21 protein-coding genes and 1 riboswitch are annotated in these 26,618 nt (G+C 74.9%); of the genes, 10 read left to right on the top strand and 11 right to left on the bottom strand.

What is annotated here, in order from left to right:
• The first annotated feature begins 35 nt into the window (after positions 1-35).
• Positions 36-521 carry a phosphoribosyltransferase gene (locus LBW97_RS18730; RefSeq protein ID WP_224500887.1) on the top strand — a complete coding sequence of 162 codons (486 nt, stop codon included), beginning with the start codon at positions 36-38 and terminating at the stop codon, positions 519-521.
• A gap of 209 nt (positions 522-730) precedes the next feature.
• Here LBW97_RS18730 and LBW97_RS18735 read toward each other — a convergent pair whose 3' ends face one another.
• Together LBW97_RS18735 and msrA are read right to left on the bottom strand one after the other, a co-directional pair.
• A complete protein-coding gene (locus tag LBW97_RS18735) occupies positions 731-1,846 on the bottom strand; it encodes a class I SAM-dependent methyltransferase (protein ID WP_224500888.1) in 1,116 nt (371 codons plus the stop codon).
• A gap of 84 nt (positions 1,847-1,930) precedes the next feature.
• Positions 1,931-2,590 (bottom strand): peptide-methionine (S)-S-oxide reductase MsrA, encoded by a 660-nt coding sequence (msrA, locus tag LBW97_RS18740; protein WP_224500889.1) that lies wholly within the window; start codon positions 2,588-2,590, stop codon positions 1,931-1,933.
• Between the two features lie 69 nt (positions 2,591-2,659).
• Here msrA and LBW97_RS18745 point away from each other — a divergent pair, with 69 nt between their 5' ends.
• A complete protein-coding gene (locus LBW97_RS18745) occupies positions 2,660-3,682 on the top strand; it encodes an NADP-dependent oxidoreductase (protein WP_224500890.1) in 1,023 nt (340 codons plus the stop codon).
• Complete coding sequence (locus tag LBW97_RS18750) at positions 3,679-4,365, top strand: alpha/beta hydrolase (protein ID WP_224500891.1); 687 nt, start codon at positions 3,679-3,681, stop codon at positions 4,363-4,365. The genes LBW97_RS18745 and LBW97_RS18750 overlap by 4 nt, the downstream gene beginning before the upstream one ends.
• A 246-nt stretch (positions 4,366-4,611) precedes the next feature.
• On the opposite strand, the gene LBW97_RS18755 is transcribed toward LBW97_RS18750, so the two are convergent.
• A complete protein-coding gene (locus tag LBW97_RS18755) occupies positions 4,612-5,418 on the bottom strand; it encodes an SDR family oxidoreductase (RefSeq protein WP_224500892.1) in 807 nt (268 codons plus the stop codon).
• A 177-nt stretch (positions 5,419-5,595) separates the two neighbouring features.
• Between LBW97_RS18755 and LBW97_RS18760 the strand changes: the two genes are divergently transcribed.
• The 5 genes from LBW97_RS18760 (at position 5,596) to LBW97_RS18780 (ending at position 10,404) form a co-directional block, all read left to right on the top strand.
• A complete protein-coding gene (locus tag LBW97_RS18760) occupies positions 5,596-6,888 on the top strand; it encodes an Nramp family divalent metal transporter (protein ID WP_224500893.1) in 1,293 nt (430 codons plus the stop codon).
• A gap of 35 nt (positions 6,889-6,923) precedes the next feature.
• Positions 6,924-7,027, top strand: a riboswitch (TPP riboswitch).
• On the top strand, positions 7,025-7,639 hold the full coding sequence (locus LBW97_RS18765) for an ECF transporter S component (protein ID WP_224500894.1): 615 nt from the start codon (positions 7,025-7,027) through the stop codon (positions 7,637-7,639). Its footprint overlaps the riboswitch before it by 3 nt.
• 44 nt (positions 7,640-7,683) lie before the next feature.
• Positions 7,684-9,087, top strand: coding sequence for an ABC transporter ATP-binding protein (locus tag LBW97_RS18770; protein ID WP_224500895.1), 1,404 nt, complete (start codon positions 7,684-7,686; stop codon positions 9,085-9,087).
• Positions 9,084-9,848 carry an energy-coupling factor transporter transmembrane protein EcfT gene (locus LBW97_RS18775; RefSeq protein ID WP_224500896.1) on the top strand — a complete coding sequence of 255 codons (765 nt, stop codon included), beginning with the start codon at positions 9,084-9,086 and terminating at the stop codon, positions 9,846-9,848. The genes LBW97_RS18770 and LBW97_RS18775 overlap by 4 nt, the downstream gene beginning before the upstream one ends.
• A gap of 121 nt (positions 9,849-9,969) precedes the next feature.
• Entirely contained in the window at positions 9,970-10,404 is a 435-nt protein-coding gene (locus tag LBW97_RS18780; protein WP_224500897.1) for an ATP-binding protein, read from the top strand.
• Between the two features lie 25 nt (positions 10,405-10,429).
• Here LBW97_RS18780 and LBW97_RS18785 read toward each other — a convergent pair whose 3' ends face one another.
• A complete protein-coding gene (locus LBW97_RS18785; protein WP_224500898.1) occupies positions 10,430-12,928 on the bottom strand; it encodes a SpoIIE family protein phosphatase in 2,499 nt (832 codons plus the stop codon).
• 2,055 nt (positions 12,929-14,983) lie between these two features.
• On the opposite strand from LBW97_RS18785, the gene LBW97_RS18790 reads away from it, so the two are divergent.
• Positions 14,984-16,321, top strand: coding sequence for an APC family permease (locus LBW97_RS18790; protein ID WP_224500899.1), 1,338 nt, complete (start codon positions 14,984-14,986; stop codon positions 16,319-16,321).
• Between the two features lie 69 nt (positions 16,322-16,390).
• Here LBW97_RS18790 and LBW97_RS18795 read toward each other — a convergent pair whose 3' ends face one another.
• Positions 16,391-17,080 carry a GAF and ANTAR domain-containing protein gene (locus LBW97_RS18795; RefSeq protein ID WP_374490286.1) on the bottom strand — a complete coding sequence of 230 codons (690 nt, stop codon included), beginning with the start codon at positions 17,078-17,080 and terminating at the stop codon, positions 16,391-16,393.
• Positions 17,081-17,208: 128 nt separating this feature from the next.
• Here LBW97_RS18795 and LBW97_RS18800 point away from each other — a divergent pair, with 128 nt between their 5' ends.
• Positions 17,209-17,709 (top strand): ATP-binding protein, encoded by a 501-nt coding sequence (locus LBW97_RS18800; protein ID WP_224500901.1) that lies wholly within the window; start codon positions 17,209-17,211, stop codon positions 17,707-17,709.
• A 15-nt stretch (positions 17,710-17,724) separates the two neighbouring features.
• Here LBW97_RS18800 and LBW97_RS18805 read toward each other — a convergent pair whose 3' ends face one another.
• The 6 genes from LBW97_RS18805 to LBW97_RS18830 all read right to left on the bottom strand — a co-directional run bounded on the left by LBW97_RS18805 (position 17,725) and on the right by LBW97_RS18830 (position 26,585).
• Positions 17,725-19,308, bottom strand: coding sequence for a GTPase (locus LBW97_RS18805; protein ID WP_224500902.1), 1,584 nt, complete (start codon positions 19,306-19,308; stop codon positions 17,725-17,727).
• Positions 19,305-21,002, bottom strand: a complete 1,698-nt coding sequence (locus LBW97_RS18810; RefSeq protein WP_224500903.1) for a GTPase domain-containing protein — start codon at positions 21,000-21,002, stop codon at positions 19,305-19,307. The genes LBW97_RS18805 and LBW97_RS18810 overlap by 4 nt, the downstream gene beginning before the upstream one ends.
• 40 nt (positions 21,003-21,042) lie before the next feature.
• A complete protein-coding gene (locus LBW97_RS18815) occupies positions 21,043-21,678 on the bottom strand; it encodes a flagellar brake protein (RefSeq protein ID WP_224500904.1) in 636 nt (211 codons plus the stop codon).
• A 191-nt stretch (positions 21,679-21,869) separates the two neighbouring features.
• Positions 21,870-22,583 (bottom strand): NYN domain-containing protein, encoded by a 714-nt coding sequence (locus tag LBW97_RS18820; protein WP_224500905.1) that lies wholly within the window; start codon positions 22,581-22,583, stop codon positions 21,870-21,872.
• 140 nt (positions 22,584-22,723) lie between these two features.
• Positions 22,724-24,838 (bottom strand): EAL domain-containing protein, encoded by a 2,115-nt coding sequence (locus LBW97_RS18825; protein ID WP_224500906.1) that lies wholly within the window; start codon positions 24,836-24,838, stop codon positions 22,724-22,726.
• Between the two features lie 118 nt (positions 24,839-24,956).
• Positions 24,957-26,585, bottom strand: coding sequence for an acyl-CoA dehydrogenase family protein (locus tag LBW97_RS18830; protein WP_224500907.1), 1,629 nt, complete (start codon positions 26,583-26,585; stop codon positions 24,957-24,959).
• Positions 26,586-26,618 lie beyond the last annotated feature (33 nt).

Genomic DNA, 26,618 nt, shown 5'->3' on the forward strand with positions numbered 1-26,618 from the left:
TCCCGCCCCCGATGTTTCACGTGCACCATGCCCCTGTGGACCACGACCGCGAGGTGCTGACGTACGAGGCGTTCGGAACTGCCGCCCGGCAGCTGGCCGAGCAGGTGGCGGATGACGGGTTCGAACCCGATCTGGTGCTGAGCATCGCCCGGGGCGGCCTGTTCCTCGGCGGGGCGCTGGGCTACGCCCTGGACGTGAAGAACATCTTCGTGATGAACGTGGAGTTCTACACCGGGGTCGACCAGCGGCTGGACCTGCCGGTGATGCTGCCGCCCACGTTGGACATCGTGGACCTGACCGGGTCCCGGGTCCTGGTGGCCGACGACGTCGCCGACACCGGCAAGACCCTGGAGCTGGTCCGGAACTTCTGTGCCGGCTACGTGGCCGACGTCCGCACGGCGGTCATCTACGAGAAGCCGCAGTCCTTGGTGCGCTGCGACTACGTGTGGCGCCGCACCGACCTCTGGATCGACTTCCCGTGGTCGGCCGAGCCGCCCGTGCACCGGCGCTCCGGTCGCTGAGGACCCGGAACAACACGACGGCGACGGGATCGCTCCCGCCGCCGTCGTCCCCCCAGGTCGCCCCGGCGCCGCGTCTTGCGCCGGGCCCCGCGACCAAGTTCCCGGTACCGGGCGTTCCCGGTGCCGTTGACCCCTTCATCGACAAGTCGGTGGAGGAACTACAGCGGAATCACCCGAACGATGATCTTTCTTCGTTCCGTATCTCCTGTTCAGCGTCGCGTGGACGCCGTGACCGTGAACTTCGGCGTCTGCTCGGCCAGCCGGGTGGGCCCGACGACGCGCGAGAGCACCGGCTTGTAGCGGAGCGCACTGTTGTAGACGGTCCACAGCTCACCCCCGGGCCGGAGCACGCGGGCCGCGGCGGCGAAGAGCCGGTCGGCGACCGTCGTCACCACCGAGGCGCCGACATGGAACGGCGGGTTGAGCACCACGAGGTCCACGCTCGCGTCGGGCAGCGAGGCGGCGCCGTCGTCCCGGACCACCCGGATGCGGCCGGCCAGGCCGTTCGCGTCGGCGGTGGCCAGCGCCGAGGCGACCGCTGCGGCGGACTGATCGGCGGCGATCACCTCGAGCTCCGGCCGGCTCCGGGCCAGCGCGGCCGCCATGAGGCCGGTGCCGCAGCCCAGGTCCAGGGCGGTGCCCGCCGCGGGCATGCGGTCGAGGCAGCCGAGCAGGGCGCGGGTGCCGATGTCGACCTTGGTCCCGGCGAAGGCGGCGCCGTGGGCGCAGATCGTCAGCCCGAGGTCCGCGTGCTCCTGCCGCCGGGGGAAGGACGACGCCCCGGGCTTCGGGCCGCGGGCGACGAGCACCCGCGACTTCTGCCGGGCCAGGGTGGCCGTGACGTCGCCGAACGAGGCGCGCAGGACGTCGTTCATCGCGTGCGTCATGTGCTTGACCCGGCCGCCGACCAGCACCGTGACGTCGGGGGCGGCCACCGCCGCGACGGCCTCGGCGATCTCGCGAAGCGCGTCCAGTCCCTTGGGCGCCTGCACCAGCACGACCCGCGCGCCGGCGGCCACCTCGGCGAGCGGGTGGGAGCGGTACGTGCCGGAGAGGCCGGTGCGCTCGGCGTTGGCGGCCAGCGCCAGCTCGCCGATCAGCAGGTCCTGGAACACGCGGACGTCGCTCGCCCCGTGCAGCGCAGCCGCGCCCAGGGTCAGCGCCCCGTAGGAGTCGTCGACGACCGCGACCTCGCCGGGGCCGGCCAGCGCCAGGGCGGCGGCCGCCTCGTCGAGGAGCAGGCGGTCGGTCGCGTCGACGGCGACCAGGTCAGGCGCCTCGACGTCGGGCTCGCGGCGGAGCTGGTCGAACAGTTCGGAAGGCACCCTCCCACTGTCCTGCATCGCCCCGACGCGCCTCAGGCCGGTATCCGCGCGGGCGGACACCGGCCTGAGGCGGATCTCGAGGCTTCAGTCGCTGTCGACGCCGAGCCCGATCGGGCAGGAGACGCCGGTGGAGTGCACCGGGCAGTAGCCGTTCGGCACCTTGTAGAGGTACTGCTGGTGGTAGTCCTCGGCGTAGAAGAACTCGCCCAGCGGCTCGATCTCGGTGGTGATCTCGCCGTAGCCGGCGGCCTTCAGGCGCTCCTGGTAGGCGTCGCGGGTGGCCAGCGCGGCCTTCTCCTGCTCGGGCGAGGCGTAGTAGATCGCCGAGCGGTACTGGGTGCCGATGTCGTTGCCCTGGCGCATGCCCTGCGTCGGGTCGTGGTCCTCCCAGAACACCTTGAGCAGCTGCTCGTAGGAGATGACGGCGGGGTCGAAGACCACCAGCACGACCTCGGTGTGCCCGGTGCGCGCCGAGCAGACCTCGTCGTAGGTCGGGTTCGGCGTGAACCCGCCCGCGTAGCCCGCCGCGGTCGAGTAGATGCCCGGGGTCTCCCAGAAGACCTTCTCCACGCCCCAGAAGCAGCCGGCACCGAAGACGGCGGTCTGCATCCCGTCGGGGAACGGCGGCTGGATGCGGTTGCCGTTGATCGCGTGCACCTCGGGCACGTGCGGCAGCGGGTCGGGACGGCCGGGCAGAGCGCCCTCGGGCGCGACCAGCTGGGTCTTGGACCGGGAGAACAACATGCTCCGAGCGTAAGCCTGTCCGGCAACCCGGTGACGCGCGATGCACCTGGTCGGGCGCATGATCGCGATGTGACCGTGCACACGCGTGAATGGCAGCTGGCCGCCCGTCCCGTCGGCGAGCCGACCCCCGACGACTTCCGCCTGGTCGAGCGCGACCGTCCCGACCCCGCCGACGGTCAGGTCGTCGTCCGCATGCTGGTCATGTCGGTCGACCCCTACATGCGCGGACGGATGAACGCCGGGAAGTCCTACGCCGCCGCCTGGGAGGTCGGCGAGACGATGAAGGGCGGCGCCGTGGGCCGGGTGATCGACTCCCGCTCCCCCGACGTCCCCGAGGGCGCCCTGGTCATGGCCGACGCCGCCTGGCGGGACGTCGCCGTCCTCGATGCGAAGCACGTCCGGGTGCTGCCCGAGCTGCCCGGCATCCCGCCGAGCTACCACCTGGGCGTCCTGGGGATGCCCGGGCTGACCGCCTACGCCGGCCTCTTCCGGCTGGCAGCGTTCGCCGACGGCGACGCCGTCTTCGTCTCCGGCGCCGCCGGAGCCGTGGGCAGCCTGGTCGGGCAGTTCGCCAGGCTCAGCGGCGCCTCGGCCGTCATCGGCAGCGCCGGCACCCCGGAGAAGGTGCGCTGGCTGACCGAGGAGCTCGGCTTCACCGCCGCCTTCGACTACCACGACGGACCGGTGGCGGAGCAGCTGCGGACGGCGGCGCCGAACGGCATCGACGTCTTCTTCGACAACGTCGGAGGCGAGCACCTCGAGGCCGCGATCGGCGCGTTCAACGAGTTCGGCCGGGCCGCGCTGTGCGGGGCGATCTCCGGTTACAACGCCACGGAGCCGACCCCGGGTCCGCGCAACATGTTCCAGATGGTCAGCAAGAAGCTGAGCCTGCGCGGCTTCATCGTCAGCGACCACAGCGACCTGCAGCCGGCGTTCGCCGAGGCCGTCTCCGGCTGGCTGCGGGAGGAGAAGCTGGTCGTCCGGGAGACCGTGCGCGAGGGGCTGGACAACGCCGTCGACACCTTCCTCGACCTCCTGCGTGGCGGGAACACCGGGAAGATGATCGTCCGGCTCGCCGACGACCCGGCATGACCGAACCCGTCCTGGACTCCCGGCCGGCCACGGCGGCGCCGCGCGCCGTCGCCCTGTTCTGCCACGGCGGAACGGTGGCCAGCGTGGAGCCGCCCAAGGAGCGGGCGCTCTCCCTGGTGCGGATGCGCGCCATCGAGCAGTTCGTCTCCGCGGCCGGAGCCGGGCTCGGCCTCACCACGCACCTGCTCCGCTACCGCGTGGCCGGGTGGAACGGGCCCGCCGCCGACGCCCACGCCGACGTCCGCTGGGCCCTGGACGAGATCCGCGCCGCGCACCCGGGGCTGCCGATCGTGCTGGTCGGGCACTCCATGGGCGGCCGGGCGGTGCTGCGCGCCGGCGGGGACGACGGCGTGAGCGCGGTCTGCGCGCTGGCGCCCTGGACACCCTCGGGCGAACCCGTCGACCACCTGCGCGGACGGACCGTGACGATCGTGCACGGCCGCGGCGACCGCTGGGTGCCGGCGCGGCTGTCCGAGGAGTTCGCCGCCAGGGCGGGAGAGGCCGGCGCGCGCGTCGCCCGGTTCACCGTCGTCGGCGGGCACAGCATGCTGCGCCACGCGCACCGCTGGCACACCTTCGTCCGCGACGTCGTCCTGGCCGGCGCAGGGCTCGGTCCGGTTCCGGTCGACGTCGCCCGCGCGCTGGAGCGCCCGGCCCCCGAGCGGGTCGACGTCCCGCTCTGAGGCAGGGGTTCCCGCGGTCGTCGGCAGTCCAGGCGCTGTCGGCCGCGGGCCGTCGTCCCTGGCATCGCCGTCATGATCGACCGGAGCACCTCCCCCGCCGACGCCGCGGCGCACTTCGCGCACCGGCTGGCGGTCGAGACCGACGTGAGCGACGTCCACGCCGCGCTCGAGACGGGCCGCCCCGGGTTCGTCCTGCTGGACAGCCGGAGCGACCCCGCAGTCCCGGTGGTGGCTGGCAGCGACCGGTCAGCTCTCGGCAGATCCCGGGGCGGTCATCGGCTTGTGGCTCTTGCCGGCGATCGCGTCGGGGAGCACGGCCGAGAGCTTGCCCATGAGCTTGCTGGTCACCGAGCCGGCGAACACCGAGGCCTCGCCCTTCATCAGGCCCTCGAAGCCCTGCCGCGCGACCTGGGCGGGGTCGTCCTTGCTGTCGGAGGCGCCGAGCTTGGTGTCGGTGGCGTCGGCGCGGTCGAAGAACTCGGTGTCCGTCGGGCCGGGCAGCAGCGCGGTGACGGTGACGCCGGTGTCGCTGAGCTCCTCCCGGATGCCCAGGGCCAGGAACTGCACGAACGCCTTCGACGCCGCGTAGACGGCCTGGAAGGGCTCCGGCGCCTGCGAGGCGACCGAGGAGGTGAAGAGGATCCGCCCCTCGTTCCGGGCCACCATGTCCTGCACGACCCGCTTCGCGAGGTGCACGGTGGAGGCGCAGTTCAGCTCCACGATGCCGAGCTCGGCGTCCAGATCGGTCTCGGAGAAGCGGCCGGCCACGCCCACGCCCGCGTTGAGCGCCGCGGCGGCCAGCGGGCGGCCGGCTCCGCGCACCGCCGCGACCACCTTCTCCACCTCGGCCCGCTTGGTCAGGTCCGCCCGGACGTCGGAGACGGCGGCGCCCCGCTGCTGCAGCTGGAGCTTCGCCGCGTCGAGCTCGGAGTCCTCCGCGACGACGATCAGGTCGAAGCCGTTGTCGGCGAACTGCTTGGCCAGCTCCAGCCCGATGCCGCTGGAGGCACCGGTGACGAGGGCGAGGGGACGGGGCGTTGCTGCTTCGGTCACGGGACCTCCATGGTCGGGGTGGGCGGCCCCCTCCTGCCCGATTCCTCCGCGGTCACGCCTGGCGCGCTGAGGTCAGGCTGACCTTGGCCCCGGGGGGCCACGGGTCGGCCCGGGCGTGACACCCCCGGCGGGCAGGACAGGAGCGACCCCCTCCCGCTCCACCCCTGCGAGGCCCCCGTGTACCTGTCGAAGACCGAGGCCGCCGTCCTGCCGACCACGCTCGTCGCCGCCCAGCGGCCCACCGCTCCCCCGGCGGTCGAGCGGCGGATCTGGCCGATGCTCGGCCCGGCCTTCGTCGCGGCGGTCGCCTACGTCGACCCGGGCAACTTCGCCACGAACTTCTCCGGCGGTGCCGCCTTCGGCTACACCCTCCTGTGGGTCATCGTCGCGGCGAACCTGATGGCGATGCTGATCCAGACGCTGACGGCGAAGCTCGGGCTCGCCACCGGCCGGGACCTGGCCACCCTCTGCCGGGAACGCCTTCCCCGGCGGTTGACCTGGTTCCTGTGGCTCCAGGCGGAGGCGGTCGCCATCGCCACCGACGTCGCGGAGATCATCGGCGGGGCGGTGGCCCTCTACCTGCTCTTCGGCGTGCCGCTGCCGATCGGCGGGCTGATCACCGCGGTGGTCGCGTTCGTGCTCCTGGCCGCGCAGTCCCGGGGTCACCGGCCGTTCGAGCGGGTGATCACCGGCCTGCTGCTCGTGGTCGGGCTGGGCTTCGGCTACACGCTGGTGGGCGCCGGTGTCGATCTGGGCGGCGTGGCCGGTGGCATGGTGCCGACCTTCGAGGGCTCGGAGAGCGTGCTGCTGGCCACCGGGATCCTCGGTGCGACGGTCATGCCGCACGTCATCTACGTGCACTCCGCCCTGACCCCCGGCCGCTACGGCGACGCCGTGACCGCCGGCCGCACCGAGGGGGGACGGCGCCGGCTGCTGCGGGCCCAGCGACTCGACGTCGTCCTCGCGATGGGCCTGGCCGGACTGGTCAACGCCGCGATGCTGATCATCGCCGCCCAGCTGTTCACCGGCGGCAGCCAGGCCGACACCCTGGAGGGCGTGCACGCCGGCCTGGGCGATCAGCTGGGCACGGGCGCGGCGATCGCCTTCGCCCTGGCGCTGCTGGCCTCCGGCTTCGCGTCGTCGTCGGTGGGCACGCACGCCGGGCAGGTCGTGATGGCCGGGTTCCTGCGCCGGCACATCCCGGTGCTCGCCCGGCGGCTGCTCACCCTGGCCCCGGCACTGGGGATCCTGGTGCTCGGCGGGGACCCGACCAGTGCCCTGGTGTGGTCGCAGGTGGTGCTGTCCTTCGGCATCCCGTTCGCGCTGGTGCCACTGCTGTGGCTCACCAGCCGCCGCGACCTCATGGGCGGCTGGGTGAACCGGCGGATCACCACGCTGGCGGGCTGCCTGGTCGCCGCGCTGATCATCGGGCTGAACGCCCACCTGATCCTGGGCCTCGCCCTCGGCTGACCCTGGTCTACGCTCGGCCGCACAACTGAACATCACATTCACAGCAGGGGAGCGCTTCGGCGCTGAGAGTGCGGGACACCGCAGACCCTCGAACCTGATCCGGGTCATGCCGGCGCAGGGAGTCTGGAGGAAAGACATGGCCCAGAAGGCCGTCCACCCGTCGTCCACCGATGCCACCGTCCGGAGCACCCGGTGGCGCACCGTCGACATCGTCGTCACCGCCGTCCTCGGCGTCGCCTTCGGTGTCGTGTTCTGGGCGTGGGGCCTGCTCTGGGCGGCGCTCGACGCGCCGTTCAGCGCGTTCCCGCCCGCCCAGGCCGTCATGTACGGCGTCTGGCTGCTGCCCGCCGTGCTCGCGCCGCTGATCGTGCGCAAGGCCGGTGCCGGTCTGTTCGCCGAGCTCGTCGCCAGCATCGTCTCCGCGCTCCTCGGCTCGGCCTGGGGAACCCTGACGATCGTCTACGGCCTGCTGCAGGGGGCCGCGGGCGAGCTCGGGTACGCCGCGTTCGCCTACCGGCGGTACGGCTGGCCGCAGGCGCTGCTGTCCGCCCTGTGCGCCGGGGCCATGGCCGCGGCCCTGGACCTGCTGAACTACTACCCGGACTGGGCCGCGGGCTGGAAGACCAGCTACCTGCTCCTCGTCGCGGGCAGCACCATGGTGATCGCGGGGATCGGCGGCATGGCCCTCACCCGTGCGCTGGCCGCCAGCGGCGCCCTCTCGGGCTTCGCGTCCGGCCGCACCCGGGTCTGACGACGTCCGGCGATCCCGCCGCCCCCGGCCGCTCGCCGGTCGGGGTGCGGCTGGCCGGCTGGGGCTTCCGGTACGCCAGCCGGCTCGCCTGGGCGGCGCGCGACGTCGACCTCCACCTCGAGCCCGGTGAGCGGGTGCTGCTCACCGGGCCGTCCGGCGCGGGGAAGTCCACCCTGCTGCACGTGCTCGCCGGGCTGCTCGGGCCGGACGAGGGCGAGCAGACCGGCGTCGTCACCGTCGACGGCGTCGCGCCCCGGCAGGCCCGGTTCCGCAGCGGCATCGTCTTCCAGGACCCCGACGCCCAGCTGGTCATGACCCGCGCCGGGGACGACGTCGCCTTCGGGCTGGAGAACGCCGGCGTCCCGCGCGAGCTGATCTGGCCGGCCGTCGACGCCGCGCTGGCCCAGGTCGGCTTCCCCTACGGCCCGGACCGGCCCACCGGGGCGCTCTCGGGCGGGCAGAAACAGCGGCTGGTGCTGGCCGGGGCGCTGGCTCCCCGGCCGGGGCTGCTGCTGCTCGACGAGCCCACCGCGCAGCTCGATCCGGCCGGGAGCGCGCTGGTCCGCGAGGCCGTCGCCCGCGCGGTGGCCGGCCGGGACACCACGCTCGTCGTCGTCGACCACGACGCGGGCTCCTGGCTCCCGCTGGTGGACCGGGTGGTCGAGCTGCGGGCCGACGGCGGCACGGTGGAGCACGGCGCCGGGTGGGCCCCGGCCCCGCTGCGGATGCCGGTACGCAGCCCGCGCGCGGCCGGCGAGCTGCTGCTGACGGCGGAGGACGCCGGGTTCACCCACCGGGGAACCGACCTGCCCGCGCTGCTCCCCTCCGACGTCGCCGTCCCGGCCGGCCGCACGCTCGCCGTCACCGGGCCCAACGGCGCGGGAAAGTCCACCCTGGCCCTGCTGCTGGCCGGGCTCCGCGGGCCGACGACCGGGCAGATCACGGCCGGTCGTCGCCTCACCGCCGGGCTGCGACGGGCGGAGCGGCCACCGCACCGCTGGCCGGCGGACGAACTGGTCCGCCGCATCGGCACGGTGTTCCAGCACCCGGAGCACCAGTTCCTCACCGGGCGGGTCCGCGACGAGCTGGCCCTCGGCCCGCTGCGCTCCGGCTCGGGCGACGACGACGCCCGGCGGCGGGCCGAGGAGCTCATGGAGCGGCTGGGCCTGGCCGCCCTGGCCGACGCCAACCCGTTCACCCTCTCCGGCGGGCAGCAGCGCCGGCTCTCCGTGGCGACCGCGCTGGCCACCCGGCCCGCCGTCCTCGTCCTGGACGAGCCCACGTTCGGGCAGGACCGCCACACCTGGGCGGAGCTGGTGGCGCTGCTGGCCGAGCAGCAGGACGCCGACCGCGCGCTGGTCCTGGTCACCCACGACGCCGCCGTCGTCGCCGCTCTCGCCGACGACACCCTCGCCCTGCGGCCCGCCTCCGAACCGGTCCCCGCGTGACCGCGCCACTGTCGCTGGGCCCGGTCCGCCCGGTGCCGCTGTCGGCGATCAACCCGGTCGCCCAGCTGGCGGCGATCGGGCTGCTCCTGCCGGTGCTGCTGGTCAGCGGGGACCTGCTGACCCCGCTGGTCGTCCTGGCGGCCGAGCTCTGCCTGATCCCGGCCGCCGGGCTGACCCGGCCGCGGGTGCTGTTCGCGCGGACGTGGCCGCTGCTGCTCGGCGCCGCCGGGGTGGCCTGGGTCAACGTGCTGTTCGGCGACGCCGACGCCGGTGGCTGGCCCTCCGCGCTGGCCCTGGCGGTGCGCGTCCTGGCCCTCGCCCTGCCCGGCGTCCTGCTCGTCGCCTCCACCGATCCGGTGCGGCTGGCCGACGCGCTCACCCTGCACTGGCGGGTGTCCACCCGCTTCGCCTACGGCGCGCTGGCCGCGCTGCGTCTGGTCCCACTGCTGGCCGCCGAGTGGCAGACCATCCGGCTGGCCCGGCGGGCCCGGGGCCTGGAGCCGGGGCGGAACCCCGTCGCCCACGTCCGGCTCTTCGCCGGCACCGCCTTCGCCTTGCTGGTCGCCGCGATCCGGCGGGGCACCCGCCTGGCCTCGGCCATGGACGGCCGCGGCTTCGACTCCGGCATCCCGCGGTCCAACGCGCGCGGCTCCACGCTCCGCCGGCGGGATGCGGTCTTCGTCGCCGGGGCCGCAGCGGTCGCGGTGCTGGCCGTCGGATCGAGCGTGGCGATGGGCACCTGGTCCGCCGTCTTCAGCTGACCTCGGCACGCCGCAGGAAGTGATCTGGCAGACACAATGTTTGGCGGAGCGCGGATAGGCCGATACGTGACTGTTCGGTCAGCACAGCGTCCGCGGGCCGGGAACCGAGGAGAGCAGGCGCGTGACAGGGCAGGCGGCCGGAACGATCTGGCCGTCGGCGTACCCTCCGGCCGCTGATCCGGTGCTCAGCTGGGCGCTCACCGGCGTCGCCGAGCTCCCCGCCGTGCGGGCCGACGTGCGCCGCGAACTCACCGGCCCCGCCCTGGACTCGGTCACGCCGGACCTCATCGACCGGCTCGTCCTCGCCCTGGACGAGATGGCGTCCAACGCCCTGCGCCACGGCGGCGGGGACGTCGAGGCCTCGATCAGCCGGACCGGTGACGCCTACCTCATCGAGGTCACCGACCAGGCGCCGCAGACCCCGCCGTCTCCCGCCGTGGGGCGCGACCCGAGCTTCGGCGGCCTGGGGCTCTACCTGATCGCGGAGCTGGCCGCGCTGCACGGCTGGTACGCCACCGAGGGTCACAAGCACGTCTGGGCCCTGCTCCCCCGCTGAACCGCTGCCCTCTGAACCGCTCGGCTCAGCCGTCCTGCGAGCGAAGGCGCACCGCCACCAGCGCGACGTCGTCCTGCAGGCCCTCCGGGCGCAGCCGGTCCAGCAGCGCGTCGCAGAGCTCGGGAAGCGGCAGCTCCACCAGCTCGCCCAGAGCCGCGATCAGGCGCTCGGTGCCCTCGTCGAGCAGCAGATCCCGCCCCTCGACGAGCCCGTCGGTGTAGAGCAGCACGGTCGATCCGTGCTCCACGGTGGTCTCGGTCTCGGTGCGCCGCGCGGCCGCGTCCACGCCCAGCATCAGCTCGGCACGCTGCCCGGCCAGCTCCTCGATCCGCCCGTCGGGATGCACCACCAGCGGCGGCGGGTGTCCGGCGTTCGACCAGCACAGCCGGGTCAGGCCCGTGGCGAGCTCGTCGTCGTCCAGCTCGATCCGCACGATGGCGGCGGTGGCCAGCGTCCCCATCCCGAGCCCCTGGACCGCGGCGTCCAGGTCGCCCAGCACGCGCGCCGGGCCGATGCCGTCGCGGTAGGCGACACCCCGGAGCATCCCGCGCAGCTGCCCCATCGCCGCGGCGGCCTCGGTGTCGTGGCCCACGACGTCGCCGATCACCAGCATCGTCGCGCCCGAGGGCTGCACGAACGCGTCGTACCAGTCGCCGCCGACCTCGGCCGCCGCCATCGCCGGGTGGTAGCGCACCACGATCTCGGCGACGTCGGACTGCGGCGGAGCGGTGAGCAGGCTGCGCTGCAGCCCCTCGGCCAGCCTCCGCTGCTGGCGGTAGAGGCGGGCGTTGTCCAGGGCGAGGGCGATCCGGCCGGCCACGTCGTGCGCCGTCGCCACGTCGTCCTCGTCCGGGACCGGCACGTCGGCGGACCGGTAGATGCTCAGCGCGCCGAGGGTCCGGCCGCGGGCGGCCAGCGGCAGGGTCATCGCCGAGCGCGGTGCGAGCGCGGCGAACGCGTCGCTGACCTCGCCCGGCGGCAGCGTGCGCCCCACCGCCGCGGCCACGTCGCCGACCACGAACACTTGGCCCGAGGCCAGCGCCCGGAGCACCGGGGCGCCCGGCTGCAGGGCGGCCAGCCGCAGGGCTGCGTACCGGGCGACCGTCCGCCGGAGCGCGGCGTCCCGGTGCCAGCTGGCGACGTCGCGCATCCGGCCGTCCTCGTCGACCAGGCTGAGGATCACCCAGTCGCCCAGCCCGGGCACGAGCAGCTCCGCCACCCGCTGCAGCGCCCGCTCCTCGCCGGCCACGCTGCCGAGGGACGCCGACATCGCGCTGGTGGTCTGCGCGACGAGGGAGAGGCGGTCCGTGCTGCGCCGCGCCTGCTCCTCGGCGGCCCGTCGTTCGGTGACGTCGAGGAAGGACACCGACAGGCCGTCGGGCGTGGGCCACGCGCGCACCTCGAACCACGCGTCCAGCGGAGCCGGGTAGTACGCCTCGAACATCCGCTCCGAGCCCAGCTCCACGGCCGCCCGGTAGTGCCGCTCGAAGTCGCTGCCGACGGCTGCCGGGAAGAGCTCCCAGAGCACGCCACTGTGCAGCTCCTCGCGCGAGGCGCCCAGGACCCGCTCGGCCTCCGCGTTCACGTAGGTGAAGCGCCACTCCCGGTCCAGGGTGAAGAAGGCCGCCTTCATCGCCTCCAGGACGCGGGCCACGCGGGCGTCGCCGTCCCGCTGGGGAGTCGTGTCGTAGGCGGCACCGATCATGCGCAGGGGGCGGCCCTCGTCGTCCACGACCACGCGGCCCCGGCCCTGCACCCAGCGGGTCTCACCCGAGGGCAGCTGCACGCGGTACTCGACGTCGAGCACCCCGTTCTGCTCGACGACCGCCTGGGCCGCCTCGGCGGTGCGCTGGCGGTCCTCCGGGTGCAGCCGGCCGAGGAAGGCGTCGAACGACTCGTCGAAGGCGCCCCGCTCGAAGCCGAACAGCTCCACGAGCCGGTCGTCCCAGATCAGCCGGCCGCTGCGCAGGTCCCAGTCGAAGCTGCCGATGCCGGCGGCGTCGATGGCGAGCTCGAACCGCAGCCGGTTCCCCTCGAGCTCGGCGGCCACGGCGGTGAGCTGCAGCTCGGTGGCCACCGAGGAGGCGAGCTGCCGGAGGACGGCGACGTCCCGCTCGGTCCAGGAGCGCGCCTTGGGACCGTAGGCGCACAGCGCGCCGACGGCCCGGTTCTCCGGGAGGACGAGCGGGATCCCGAGGTAGCCACCGATCTCGCCGGACCGGACGGGCGCCAGGTCCTGGACCCGTGGATCGGTGGTGGCGTCCTCGACCACCAGGGGAGCGGCGCCGGAGACGGCGACGGCGCAGAGCGAGTCGCCCAGGGGGAGCTGAGTGCCGACGGCGCCGGGCGGCAGGCCGGTGGCGACCACCGCGGTCTGCACCTCGCCGAGCAGGGAGATCTGGGCGACGTCGCAGTCGAGCAGCCGGACCGCCAGGTCGGTCAGCCGCTGCAGGTTGCGAGCGCCGAGGGCGCCCCCGGTCAGCTGCCGGACCAGTTCGACGCGTGCATCGTCGGCGGCGGTCACGGGTGGTCCTCCCTCCGGCGTCCGCTGCGACCTACGACGCGGGACTTCTCCGCTACGGCCTCGGCACTGAGCGTTTCACACCGGTCGAGGACCGTGCGTGTCGCGGCCGAGGAATGCGTGGGGAGGGGAGCCGGGGGAAGGGGCCCGGGGCGGCCGAGGCGGGCGCCCTCCGCGGGGCCGGACCGTTGTCGGATCCGGCCCGCGCTCGGCGGGCGCCCGCCCATCGGCGGCTGTGGCGGACGGGGAGCCGTCCGCCGGGCGCGGTCCACGGAAGCCTCCGGGGCGCCGTCCTCCGGGCCGGAACGGCCGGACTCCGGAGGTCGGTCATCGGCCCCGCGACGTCCGCCTCGCACCTCCGGGCACCGCTGGCGGTCAGAGACCCGGGTCGCGAGGGGGGATTTCGCGCCGCCGGGCACCGGCAGGGCCCGTCGTCCCCCGGGCGGTTCCGGGCCGGCAGCCGCCGTCGTCCGCGATCCGGGCCTCCCGGGAGGGTCCGCGCGCTGCGCAGTGCAGTCGGCGGTAGGTCGAGGCCGGATCAGTGGAGCGAGGAGGTCTGCCGGCGTCCGGAGGAACACCGTCGGGGTGGACAGGGGTGTGGCCGAGGAACTCGGCCGGAGGCAGGACGTGGTCAGGGACCGAGACGACGCTCCACGGCCACCCGGGGAAGGGGGCAGCCGGTCACGGCGTGCTCGACGGTGCGGGAGGAACGGCGTCCACGGCCGGCTGCCGTGGTCGCGCTGTGAACATCAGCTCGGCGCGGAAGGCGCCGGGCGGGGGTGCGACGTAGGTGCCCGCGGAGGAAGCGGTCCCGGTGGGTAGCCGCTCGCGGGCCAGGTTCGTCGCGGAGGGAGGGGAGAACCCCGGGCCGTGCACGGGAGCGGGTCACCCCGCGCCCCGGCGCCACCGGCCCCGTGCGTGGAGCGCGGTGCGGGTACCCCCGGAACCCGACTCGACGAGCCGGAGCTGCGGACCGGTGAGGACGGCGGCGTGGACCGAGCCCCGTACCGACCCGGGGACGGCCAATCCCGCGCTGGATGCCGGGCCACACGAGGCCGGCTCCAGGTCGCGGGGTCCGTGGAACCCGGGGAGGAAGGGCGTGCGGTCGCGTCAGATGCGGCCGTACCGGTTCGCGACCCCGGCGACGAAGCCGGTTCCGCGGGAAGCAGCGCCGCAGCGGGGGAAGTCGCCGCGGGCTGGATCGAGGGGGTGCTGGGCAGTTCGCGCAGCACCACAGGAGGGTCGAGCTTCGGGCGGGCCGGAGCGGGGGCGCCCCACGCGAGGTGCTCCCCGCGCTCGCCGGCGCCCCAGAGCGCCACGCGGCGGGTGAGGGCCCGCAGCGCCGCCCGGCGTCGGCCCGGAGTGGCGGCGTGGTGCGCCGACGCCGGCCAGGCCAGGTACTCGTTCTCGTCGCCGGCGCCCCAGAGGGCCGCGCGGCGCACGATGCCGCGCACGCCGCCGATCGGCTGGCGGACCCGGTCGGGAACGATGATCACGCGTGGCGTCAGCGGGGCTGCGGCGCGCGCCGGCCGGGCGAGCGGAGCCGGCTGCACCGACCGCAGGGGGCCGGGCCGGGCGCTGCGGTGGACGGCGGGCCGGGGGCGCGCGCGGCCGGCGTCGGCACGGTCGAGCACGTCGATGAGACCGGCGAGGGATCGGGCCGGCTCGCGCCCGGGGAGGTCGGCCGACACGCGCGCCGGTGCCGCCCGGTGGGGCTGCTGGCTGCTGCTCATGTCGCCTCCTGAAGTCGTGTCCGCAGCCGTGGGGGAAGTGCTGCGGACAAGGAGAAAGGTAGGGATCCGGGACGCCGTGGACCCGGACATCGGGCACCCCTCCGGAACCGCGTGACCGAACCGTTGCGCCGGTGGTCCGGACCGGTCGGTCACCCCTCCTCCGGGCCGTTCCCTTGTCGACAAGCCCCCGGTTCCCGAGCGTGGAAAGGCCCGCGGCCGGCGTCGGTCATCTCCAGGACCGGGGAACGCGCGCGGCGTGTCGGACGCCTCGCCCGTTCGGGGCACGGCGCGTTTCCACCCCCGGACCGGCGGGGAGAGTCGGCGGGTGAGCGATCAGGGGAGCGACGTCCGGGACGCGACTGCCGAGGGCGAGGACACCCGGCTGCGCCGGTCGGTCAGCGGCCGGCTGCTGTTCCTGTTCATCCTCGGCGACGTGCTCGGCGCGGGGATCTACGCGCTGATCGGCGTCATCGCCGGGGAGGTCGGCGGTGCGGTGTGGATCCCGCTCCTGGTCGCCCTGGGCCTGGCCCTGCTCACGGCCGGCTCCTACGCCGAGCTGGTCACCAAGTACCCGCGGGCGGGTGGCTCCGCCGTCTTCGCCGAGCGGGCCTTCCGCAGCCCGTTGATCTCCTTCCTCGTCGGTTTCTGCATGCTCGCGGCCGGCGTCACCAGCGCGGCGGGACTCTCGCTGGCCTTCGCGGGCGACTACCTGAGCGTCTTCCTGGACGTGCCCGCGGTCCCGGCGGCACTCGTGTTCCTCCTCCTGGTCGCTCTGCTCAACGCCCGGGGGATCCAGGAGTCGGTCCGCGCGAACGTGGTGATGACGGTCGTGGAGGTCTCCGGTCTCGTCGTCGTGGTCGTCCTCGGCGCGGTGGTGCTGGGCCGGGGTGACGGCGACCCCGGCCGGGTGCTCGAGTTCCCGCCGGGGGTATCGATCGCCTCCGGCGTGCTGGCCGCGGCGCTGGTCGCCTACTACTCCTTCGTCGGCTTCGAGGTCTCCGCGAACGTGGCCGAGGAGGTCCGGGACGTGCGCCGCGTGTACCCGAGGGCGCTGTTCGGCGCGCTCCTGGTCGCCGGAGTCGTCTACCTGCTCGTCGGGCTGGCCGCCTCGGTGGTGCTCGCCCCGGACGACCTGGCCGCCTCCTCCGGGCCACTGCTGGCCGTCGTCCAGGCCGCCGACGTCGGCATCCCCGACGAGGCCTTCAGCCTGGTCGCCCTCGTGGCGGTGGCCAACGGCGCCCTGCTCACCATGATCATGGCCAGCCGCCTGGTGTTCGGGATGGCCGAGCAGCGACTGCTCCCCCGCCCGCTGGGCCGGGTGCTGCCCGGACGCCGCACGCCGTGGGTCGCGATCGTCCTCACCACGCTGGTCGCGATGGGGCTCACGCTGGTCGGCGATCTCGGCGACCTCGCCAACGCCGTCGTCCTGCTGCTGCTCCTGGTCTTCCTGAGCACCAACACCGCGGTGCTGGTGCTCCGGCGGGACGAGGTCGAGCAGGAGCACTTCCGGATCCCGGCCGTGGTGCCGGTGCTGGCGATCGGCTCCTGCCTGCTCCTGCTCTGGCAGCAGGAGGCGCAGACCTGGCTGCTCGCCGGCGCGGAGCTCGCCGTCGGCGTGCTGCTCTACCTGCTGGCCCGCGCCCCGTGGTGGGCCGACCGGTAAGCGTCTGGAACGGCCCCCTGCAGGGCCCCGTCGCGAGCCTGCGGCCGGTGGGGGGCAGGGGGTCCTTCCTCAGCGCTCGTTCTGCGTGGAGTCCACGATGCCGACGGCGATGTCGCGCAGCTTGCGGTTGTAGCGCTGCGAGGCCTGGCGCAGGATCTCGAACGCCTGCTCCGGGTCCACGTGCCGCTGGGCCATCAGCACGCCCTTGGCCTGCTCGATGACCGCGCGGGACTCCATGGCGATCCGCATGTTGCGCGCCTGGTCCGCCAGCTGGGCGTGCGCGTCGGCGTTGGCGACCGCCACGGCGATCGCCTCCGCGGCCCCCAGGCCCGCTGCCAGTGACTCCGGCGAGGAGAAGGCGTCCGGCCGGGACGAGTAGATGTTCAACGCGCCGATCCAGGAGCCCTGGTAGGGCAGCGGCACCGACAGTGAGCTGCGCACCGCCGTCTCCCGGATGCGGGCCATGTACCGGGGCCAGCGGCCCTCCTCGAAGGTGTCGTCGATCCGCAGCACCACCCCGCCACGGCCGGCGTCGATGCACGGGCCGGCGTCCTCCGCGTACTGCAGCTCGTCGGCGTGCAGGGACATCTCGCCGTGGTGCGCGGCGGTGAAGGGCTTGTCGTCGCGGATCAGGGTGGTGGAGACCGACTCCGCGCCCGGGATGGCCCGCGCGGCTATCGTGGTGATGTCCGCGAGGACGTCGGCCAGCTCCCGCCCGCCCAGGGTCACCCGGTTGAGCTCCAGCATCACGTCGTCCACGGGCGCCATTGTGCCTGTCCGGAGCGCCTCTGCTCGCCCCCCTCTGCGCGCGGAAGACGGATCGGTCAGGATGGGGTTCCGGCGACGGGGTCCCGGGGCCCCCTGCGGAGCAGACGCGAGAGGAAGCGATGGCCGACGAGCTCGCCCACGACCCATGGCCGTGCGCGCCCGTCCCCTCGGTCCCGGGCGACGTCTGGCACTGGCAGCTGGAGGCCATGCACGTGGTCTCGCGCGTGCGGTCGGACCTCCGGGCGCGGATCGCCCACCCGTCGGTCTCCGCCGCCTCCACGGAGGACGCCCGGGACGGACTGCTCCTGGTGTTCGAGGAGCTGGCGTCCAACGCCCTGCGGCACGGCGGCGGTGATGTGCGCGCCCTCGTCGTCTCCGGTCCCGCCGGCTGGCTGCTCGACCTGAGCGACGAGGCGCCCGACCGCCCGCCGGTGCCCGCCGTCGACCGCGATCCGGCCTTCGGCGGCATGGGGCTGCACCTGGTCGCCCAGCTCTCGAACGGCTTCGGCTGGGAGCAGCGGCCCGGCCGCAAGCACGTCTGGGCCCTGCTGCCGTCAGGCAGGGAGATCGCGCAGTCGCTGCGCGAGCGCCTGCCCGAGCAGCGCTCCCCCGGCGTCTGACCTCAGCGCCCGGCCTCAGCGCGCGGCGGTCGCCACCGCCGCGCAGAACCGTTCGGCGTCCCGCTCGACCTCCGCCATGGGCGCGAGCACCTCGGCCTCGGCGACCTCGCGCACCGCGGCGGTCAGCCGCCGCTCCGCCGTCCGCGCCCGCCGCCGGGCCCGCAGCGCCACCAGCGGGCGGCAGATCAGGGCCAGGAGCAGGCCGGCGAGCAGACCTCCGACGAGGAGGAGCGTGGGCAGCGGGATGCCCTCGACCCTCGGCAGCGGCACGACGTCGTCCAGCTGCAGGAACCCGAGCAGGACGAGGGCCAGCAGCCACAGCGCGCCGGCGAGGGCGACGACCAGCAGCAGCCACTGCAGGCTCCCGGCGGCCCGCTGCCACAGCGGCACCCGGTCGGGTCCGAGGTCGGCGCCGGCGACCGCCTGGTCGAGCGCGTCGGCAAGCCACTGCTCGCGGTCCTCGGCGGTGCGCCGCAGCTCGTCGCGCCAGGCAGCGGAGAGCCCGTCCCCCACGTCCTCGCGCACCTCGCGCACGGCGGTGGCGACCCGCGCCGCCTCGACGGCGCCCGTGGGCGGCAGGGAGGTCCGGGAGCGGTCGTCGCCCAGGTGCAGCCGCTCCAGCGGATCGGCCCGGAGCTTGCGGGTCCAGCGCAGCAGCGGCCAGCCGGTGCGGCCGGTCCCCTCCCGCCAGGTGGACCGTTCGACGGCGGCGGTCACCGTGGGCACGCCGGCCGCCCCGGCCAGGGCCTCGGTCAGCTCGTCGGCGACCGGCCGGTCGCGACGCCTCCCCCCGCTCGCATCGGGGCAGTGCGCCGACAGCGCCGCGCCGCCGGCGCGCACGTCGGCGAGCAGCCGTTCCGTGGCGGCCCGGCGCGCCGAGACCCGGCGGGCCAGCTGGCCGCGCAGCTCCGACAACCCGGCGCCGGTGCGCCCGGACACGGCCAGCAGTGGCGTCTCCGACAGCCCCTCCCGGTCGAGCAGGCCCCGCAGATCCGCCAGGCAGGCCCGTGCGGCCGGCTCGTCGAGGCGGTCGACCTGGTTGAGGACGACGAGCAGCACGCCGGCGTGCGTGGCCAGCGGGGCGAGGTAGCGCTCGTGCACCGCGGCGTCGGCGTACTTCTGCGGGTCGAGCACCCACACCAGGACGTCGACCAGCCCCACCAGCCGGTCCACCTCGAGCCGGTGCTCCAGCCGCACGCTGTCGTGATCGGGGAGGTCGAGCAGGACCAGCCCGTCCATCGCCGGTTCGGGGGCGTGCCGGTGGCGGCGGGGCACCTCCAGCCAGTCCAGCAGCCGGTCGGCGCCGTCGTCGGGCGGGCCCCAGACGGTGGCGTGCGCGACGCCGGTGGTCGGCCGCCGGACCCCGGGGGTGCTGACCTCGCTGCCGGACAGCGCGTTGAACAGCGTGGACTTGCCGCTGCCGGTCGCCCCCGCGAGCGCGACGACGGTGGCGTCCCCCAGCGCCTCGCGGGCCCCCGCCTTGGCGAGGACCGAGCGGGCCTGCGCCAGCTCGGGCACCTCCAGGCGCCCGTCGGCGACCTCGACCGCCTCGCGCAACGCCGCCAGCCGGTCGGCGAGCGACCGATCGGAGCGCTTCACGCTGCCCGCCGCGCGTCGGACAGCGCGGCGACGGCGGCGCGCAGCTCGGCTGCCGTCGCGTCGTCCGGGGCGCTGTCGCCGACCCGGACGTCGAAGCGGTCCTGCTCGTACCGGAGCAGCGCGTCGGCGCGCTCGCGCAGGTCGGCACGGGCGCGTTCGGCGAGGGCGCGCACGGCCGCGTCGCCGAAGACCGCCTCCAGGACCCGCTGCCCGACGGCGGTCGTGCCGCCGGCCACCGCCACCTCACCGCCGGTCAGACCGCCGGTCTGGGCGAAGACGGCGACCATCACCACCGCCCCGGCCCCGTTGACGCCCCACGACAGCAGACGCGCGCGGGAGCGCTTGTCCGCACCCTGGTCGCGCACCAGGTCCAGGACGGTCCCCTGCCAGTCGCGCACCTGTGCCGCGGCGGCCTCGGGGAAGTCCGGGGAGACGCGGGCCAGCTCGCGCTCCTGGCCGTCCAGCAGAGACGGACCACCCGGCAGCGCCCGCCAGGCGGTGACGGTGCGCTCCGCGGCGCGGTCGGCCTCGGCGCGGAGCAGCCCCTCGACGCTGCTCTCCAGGGCTCCGGCCAGGCTGTCGGCCGGAGCGGGGCGGCCGGTGAGGGCCGCGGTCATCCGGTCGCGCAGCTGGCCGACCCGGTCCTGCAGCGTCCGCATCCACTCCCCCGTGCCGACGAACTCCTGCCAGCGGGCGAGCACCTCGCCGCGCAGCAGGGTGCCGCTGCGCACGCCCTGGTCGACGCCGTCGCGGGCGGTGTCGTAGGCCGCGGCGGCGGCGGCACGGAGCGCTCCGGCGGCGACCGCCTGCTCCTCCACCGCCGCGACGACGACGCCGGTCCGCTGCTCCAGGCTGGCGAGCGCGCCGACCAGCGTCTGGCGCACGACCGCGGCCCGTTCCTCCTGGTCCGCGGCGAGCGCGTGGAGCCAGTTCCGCAGCGGGCCCACCTGCGCCTCGGGGAGCAGACCGTCGGCCAGCGGCCCCTCCTCCACCACGAAGAGCCGGGCCCCGGAGAGGCCGGCGCGCTCCAGCATCCCGCCGAGGTCGGCGGCGATCTCGGCGCTCGCCTCCGGCGGCACCCGGTCCAGGACCACGGCCAGCGCCGTCCCCCGTTCCTGCGCGGTGCGCAGCAGGTCCCACGGAACGGCGTCGGCGTACCGGGCCGCCGTCGTCACGAAGACCCACAGATCGGCGGCCGCCAGCAGCTGCGCGGCCAGGTCCCGGTTGGTGGCGACCACCGAGTCGACGTCGGGGGCGTCCAGCAGCGCGAGCCCCTCCGGCACGTCGTCGCGGACCACGAGCTGGACCGTGCCGGGGCCGCCGTCCCCGCCGGTCACCCGGGCAAGCCCCGGGAGCACCCGCTCGCCGGAGAAGCTGGCCGCGTCGGCGCGCGAGCAGACCAGCACGGGGGCGCGCGTGGTGGGGCGGAGCACGCCCGCGGTGGTGACCGGCGTGCCGACCAGGCTGTTGACCAGCGTGGACTTGCCGGCGCCCGTGGAACCACCGACGACGGTGAGCAGCGGCGCGTCGAGATCGCGCAGCCGCGGCAGCAGGTAGTCCTCGATCTGGTCGACGACGCCCCGGGCCGCGCGGACGGCGTCGTCGCGCGCGGGGGTGGCCAGCAGCAGCGGAGCTCCGGCCAGCCGGTCCCGCAGCTCGGTCAGGGCCTCGGGCAGGCGGGGCGGTGAGGTCACGCCCCTGCACTGCCCCGGGAGGCCGCCCGCTACCCGCCGCTCACTCGGCCAGGCGGGCCCGCTCCTCGCGCAGCGCCTGGAAGACCCGGCGGCGGATGCGGTCCTGGTCCTTCTCCTCGATGGAGGAGAACGTGATGCTCAGCGTCCAGCGCGTTCCCCGGGTCTGCAGGCGGACGACCTCGCCCGAGGCGCGCAGCGCGCCGTCCCCCAGGGCGATGGTGAGCGACAGGGCGGTGCCCGCCTCGGGGGCCAGGCCGAACCCCTCGAACTGCGCGCGGGTGCCCCCCTCGCTGAGGTCCATGGTCTCGCCGGTGAGCTCGATCCCGGCGATCTCCGCCACGACGGGAAGGACGAGGCGACCGCGCACCGCGTCACGGCGCTGGCTGTGCTCGGCCGGTCCGGTGATGGTCAGCCGCCAGCGGACCACGCTGCCGTTCTCGACCTCGAGGACCTCGGCGGGAAGGGCGCGGTGGCCGTCGCCGGTCATCCAGTAGACCTCGACCAGGTCGCCGGCCGCGACGATCGAGCCGACGAAGTCGCCGGCCGAGGGGCGCACCGAGATGACACCGTCGTGGACGACCTCCACCCGCGCCGTCACCGAGACGTTGGCGCTGGCCAGCCTGATGTCGACCTCGCTCTGCTCAGCAGGCTGGTCGACGCCGGGAACGCTGTTCATGGGTCCTCTCCGATTCGGTGCTCGGGCAGCGGCAGTAGGCACGGCTCGCCCGCGGGGGGAACCGTAACCGGCGCGTGTACAGGGGCGCTTCCCCTCCGGGGTGACGCGCCGGTCGTGACACCCCGAGGGGGGAGGCGCTGGCAACACCCCTGGACCGCGCCGGCCGGCTGCCCGGCCGCGCGGTCCGGCGGTCAGCTGTTCCGGCGGGCGGTGAACCCCGCGACGAAGTCGCGCAGGCTCCGGGTCGGACGCAGCCAGGCGCCGTCCGCAGGCAGTGCGTCGAGGCGGACCCGGTCCAGCGGCTCGGTGAACGCGCCGGGCACGTCCTCGATGTCGATGAACTCCAGCAGGTCCGAGCCGATCGCGTACCCGGCCACCTCGCTGAAGGCGACGACGACGACGTGCGTGCCCTGCCGGGCGAGCTCCTCCAGCGGCTCGGCGAAGTTCCGCCCGTCACCGGAGAAGACCAGCAGCCTCCGCAGGTGGTGGCTGTGCGCCCGCACCGCGATGTGGTCGAGCATGTCCTGGTCGATGTCGTCGTCCGGCTGGCTCTTCGGCCGGGCGAACACCGAGTAGCCGAACCCGCGCAGAGCCTCGACCCAGCGCTGCAGCGAGCCGGGCTGCGGCGGGATGTTGGCGAAGACGCACGCCTCCACGTCCGGTGCGCCGGAAGCCATGGCTCCCCCGCCCACCCCACCGGCCCCCTCCACGAACCAGGCCGCGATCGCGTCGAAGCGCGGACGGGAGGCCGCCGTCGGGCGGGCGCCGATGACCGTCGACAGGGTCATGTCGATGTTCGGCGCGTCCCAGATGAGGAGGTCCAGCGCCGGGCGGCTCCGGCCGTCGTCGACGGCGGCAGCGCGGTCGGCCTGTTCGCCGTCGAGGGTCTCGGGAGTGTCCAGCACGGGGTCAGTCTGCCCGTCGGGGCCGGCGGGCGGGACCACGGGCGGCACTCCGACCCACTCCGGCCCATCCGGCGTCGCCGGTCGATCGGCTCGCGGTGGGCCGACGGGGGAGGTCGCCCGCCGCACACGGCGGCGGACGTTCACCCGGAGACGGGCACGGCCCGGCCGGCCTCGGCGAGGGCGCAGACGTCGCCACCGGCCTGCTGGATCTGGCGGACCCAGTCGATCAGCCGGTCGGCGGACATCGGGTGCCCGAGCAGCCAGCCCTGGGCCAGGTCGCAGCCGGCCGCACGCACCATCCGCAGGTGCTCCGGCGTCTCGATCCCCTCGGCCACCGACCGGATCCCGAGGGTCCGGGTGAGGCCGACGATGGCGGCGAGGACCGCGCCGGTGTCCCCGGCGGCCACCCGTTCGGCGGCGGCGAGCAGTGACCTGTCGATCTTGAGCGTGCCGATGGGCAGCGAGAACAGCTGCGCCAGCGACGACCAGCCGGTGCCGAAGTCGTCGATCGCCACCCGCACCCCGAAGCTGCGCAGCACCGAGAGCTGGTCCTCGGCGCGGGTGGGGTCCTCGGCGACGCTCGTCTCGGTCAGCTCGAGCACCAGCTGGTCGGCCGGCAGGCCCGACTGCTGCAGGGCGACGCGCACGTCGCGCACCAGCGTCTCGGCGGAGAAGTGCCGGGCGCTGATGTTGACCGACATCCGCAGGCGGAACCCTTCGGCGGCCCACTCGGCGGCCTTGCGGGTCGTCTCTCGCAGCAGCCACCGGGTGATCGGGATGATCTGCCCGGTCTCCTCGGCCACCGACAGGAAGGTGTCCGGAGGGAGGAGGCCGCGCTCCGGGTGCTGCCAGCGGACCAGCGCCTCGACGCCGTCGATCCGGCCGGTGTCCAGCCGGACCACCGGCTGGTAGTGCACGACCAGCTCCCCGATCGCGTCACCGCGCAGCCGGGTGGCGACCTCGAGCCGCCAGCGGGCGGCCTCGCGCAGCGACGGGGAGAACAGGTGCACGCGGTCCCGCCCCGAGCTCTTGGCGGCGAACATCGCGGCGTCGGCGTCGCTGAGCAGGTGGTGCGCGTCGGTCACCTCCGGCCGCGCGACGGCGACGCCGATGCTGGCGCTCAGCGGCACGGTGATCGCCCCGACCTGGAACGGCAGGGCGAAGACCGTCTGCAGGCGGAAGGCCAGCGCGGCGGCCTCGGAGGCGTCGCACCCGTGGGCGAGGACGACGAACTGGTCCCCTCCCAGCCGGGCCACGGTGTCCCCCGGCCGGATCTCCTCCGAGAGGCGACCGGCCACCTGGCGCAGCAGCTCGTCACCGATCTGGTGGCCGAGCGAGTCGTTGATGGTCTTGAAGCCGTCCAGGTCGAGCATGAGCAGCGCGCCGTCGGTCCGGCCGGCCTCGGCGAGGGCCTCGCCGGTCAGCTCCAGCAGCCGCGAGCGGTTGGGCAGGCCGGTCAGGTCGTCGTGCCGGACCTTCCACTCCAGCTCCTCGCGCGCCCGAACCTGCTCGGTGACGTCGGTGTGCGTGATGACGACGCGTCCACCGTGGTCGACGCGGGTGGCCCGGAGGTGGAACCACACGGTCCCCCGGGGGCTGTCGGCGGAGTAGTCGAGAGAGAAGGACCGGCCGTCGGAGCGCGAGGTCTCCGACAGCAGCTCCCGCAGCCCCTCGGTGAGCTCGGCGTGCGGCCGGGCACCCAGACCACGGGTCATGGCGGTCAGGTAGTCCTCGCCGGGGCGCCCCGGCCAGGCCGGCCCGGGCAGCACCTCCACCCCGCTGCGAGCCCAGGCGCCGTTGGCCGACAGGATCCGCCCGTCGGGGCCCACCAGGACGGTGGGCGAGGGCAGCGCCTCCAGGACGGCACTCAACCCGCGCAGCTGGTTCTCGCGCTCCTCGTCGCTGCGGCGCCGGCCGTCGATGTCGCGGAAGAGGACCGCGGCTCCTGCTGGGTCCGGGAAGATCCGGACCTCGAACCAGCGGCTGCTCGGCTCGTAGAAGTACTGGAACTCCCGGGACCGGCCGTCCTCGAGCACCTGCTGGTACTGCTCCTGGGCGAGCGAACCGCGCAGGGCCGGGAACTCCTCGACGGCGGCCCGCCCGATCAGCTCCTCCGCCGTCCGGCCGAGCATCTTCTCGGCAGCGGCGTTCACGTAGGCGAAGCGGCCGTCCGGGTCCAGGCGGTAGACCGCGTCCGGGACGTTCCCCAGCGGGTCTGGCCGGCCTCCCGGGGGCCGGTCGTCACCTGGTTGCACGCTGCCCGCTCTCGTCACTCATCCGGCCCGCAGCTGCGGGGTCCGGGCACGCGCCGCCCACCCCGGAGGAACGGGCAGCACGTGGGTCGCTCCCGAGCGTAGTAGCTCGCGGCCCTCGTCAGGGTGCCGAGACGCCAGCCCGTTCCACGATCCCCGGAACGGCGGGGGTCGCGGGCAGCATGCCCAGCACGCTCCCGGCCTCTCCGCCCAGGCGGGAGGCGCAGAAGGTGTCGGCGACGGCCGTCGGCGCGTACCGCAGGAGCAGCGAGCCCTGCAGGCAGAGCGCCAGCTGGCCGGCGATGCGGCGGGCCCGGAACGGCAGCCCCTCGCGGTCGCCGAGCTCCGCCGAGAGCCGCTTCACCGCGTCGTCGAAGCGCCGGTCGGCGCCGCGGGCGAGCTCCAGTTCCGCGACGACGGCCGCCAGCGACTCCTCGGAGCGCTCCAGGGCGCGCAGGACGTCGAGGGCGATGACGTTGCCCGAGCCCTCCCAGATGGAGTTCAGCGGCGCCTGCCGGTAGAGCCGCGGCAGGCCGGACTCCTCGACGTACCCGTTGCCGCCCAGGACCTCCATCGCCTCGGCGACGACGCCCGGCGTCCGCTTGCACACCCAGTACTTCGCGGCCGCCCCCGCGAGCCGGAGGAACGCCGCCTCGCCCTGGTCGACCGCGGCCGCCAGCCGGATCGCCAGCGCGGTGGCCGCCTCGCTCTCCACGGCGAGGTCGGCCAGCACGTTCTGCATCAGCGGCTGGTCGACGAGCAGCGCGCCGAAGGCCGACCGGTGACGGGCGTGGTGGATCGCCTGGGTCAGCGCCGCCCTGACCGTCGCCGCGGAGCCGAGGACGCAGTCCACGCGGGTCATGTTGACCATCTCGATGATCGCCGGGACGCCGCGACCGGGCTCTCCCACCAGCCAGCCGGTGGTGCCGTCGAACTCGACCTCGCTGGAGGCGTTCGACCGGTCGCCCAGCTTGTCCTTGAGACGTTGCACGGAGAACACGTTGCGGCTGCCGTCCGGGAGCACGCGCGGAACGGCGAAGCAGGAGACCCCGTCGTCCAGCTGCGCCAGGACCAGGAACAGGTCGCTCATCGGGGCGCTGGTGAACCACTTGTGGCCGGTGAGCGCGTAGCTGCCGTCCGGCCGGGCGACCGCGCGGGTGGCGTTCGCCCGCACGTCGGAGCCGCCCTGCTTCTCGGTCATGCCCATGCCGGCGATCAGCCCGGCCTTGCCGGTGGGCTCGGTCAGGCCGAACTGGTAGGCGCGCGCGGTCAGGCCGGGCTCGTACCGGGCGGCGAGCTCCGGGGCGCGCCGGAGCGCGGGGACGACGGCGTAGGTCATCGTCACCGGGCAGCCGTGGCCCATCTCCACCTGCGTCCAGCCCAGGTAGCCGACAGCGCGGCGCACGTGTGCGTGGCGCGCCCCCGCGGACTGCTCGGCCCAGGGCGCGCCCGCCAGGCCGTGCTCGACGGCGCTGCGCATGAGCTCGTGCCAGGCGGGATGGAACTCCACCTCGTCGATCCGGTGGCCGTAGCGGTCGTGGGTGCGCAGCCGGGGCGGGTTCTCGTTCGCCAGCCGGCCCCACTCCTGCGCCTGCTCGCTGCCGGCCAGCCGGCCGAGGTCGGCCAGGGAGGCGAGGGTCCCGGCGTCCGCGTGCCGCACGCAGGCCTCGGCGAGGGCGGCGTCCCCGGCGATCGGGTCGTGGCCCGCCAGCGGGGGGACCTGGTTGAGGACCTCGTGCGTCGCGCTCATGGGCGCACCGTAACGCGGCCCGGCTGCGATCCG

Origin of the sequence: Blastococcus sp. LR1 (assembly GCF_020166105.1) — a bacterium.
Classification (GTDB): Bacteria; Actinomycetota; Actinomycetes; order Mycobacteriales; family Geodermatophilaceae; genus Blastococcus.